This is a genomic window from Streptomyces sp. MS191 (genome assembly GCF_008042125.1).
Classification (GTDB): domain Bacteria; phylum Actinomycetota; class Actinomycetes; order Streptomycetales; family Streptomycetaceae; genus Streptomyces.
Map to the genome: position 1 here is coordinate 1 of NZ_RDBI01000117.1, position 799 is coordinate 799.

General features: G+C 56.6%; 2 rRNA genes. Both read left to right on the top strand.

Features of this window, described 5'->3' with window-relative positions:
- Positions 1-269 (top strand): 16S ribosomal RNA (locus EAO71_RS35370); the annotation flags it as partial.
- 287 nt (positions 270-556) lie between these two features.
- Positions 557-799: ribosomal RNA gene (locus EAO71_RS35375) — 23S ribosomal RNA — on the top strand; the annotation flags it as partial.

Below are 799 nucleotides of genomic sequence, written 5' to 3' on the forward strand. Positions count from 1 at the left end.
GAATCTCAAAAAGCCGGTCTCAGTTCGGATTGGGGTCTGCAACTCGACCCCATGAAGTCGGAGTTGCTAGTAATCGCAGATCAGCATTGCTGCGGTGAATACGTTCCCGGGCCTTGTACACACCGCCCGTCACGTCACGAAAGTCGGTAACACCCGAAGCCGGTGGCCCAACCCCTTGTGGGAGGGAGCTGTCGAAGGTGGGACTGGCGATTGGGACGAAGTCGTAACAAGGTAGCCGTACCGGAAGGTGCGGCTGGATCACCTCCTTTCTAAGGAGCACAGTACCGATTGCAGGCAAATGTTCTGCACGGTCAGCTCATGGGTGGAACGTTGATTAGTTGGCGTGAGTGACCTGAAGGTCTTCCTAGTACTGCTTCGGCGTGGAACAGGAGACACCAAGGGTGGCTCACGCTTGGCACGTTGTTGGGTATCTGAGGGTACGGCCGTAAGGTTTGTATCTTCGCGATGCCGGCCCCAGTGAACTTGATTCGTTTGAATCAGGGTGATGGGTGGCTGGTCGTTGCTTGAGAACTACACAGTGGACGCGAGCATCTGTGGCCAAGTTTTTAAGGGCGCACGGTGGATGCCTTGGCACCAGGAACCGATGAAGGACGTGGGAGGCCACGATAGTCCCCGGGGAGCCGTCAACCAGGCTTTGATCCGGGGGTTTCCGAATGGGGAAACCCGGCAGTCGTCATGGGCTGTCACCCATGCCTGAACACATAGGGCATGTGGAGGGAACGAGGGGAAGTGAAACATCTCAGTACCCTCAGGAAGAGAAAACAACCGTGATTCCGGG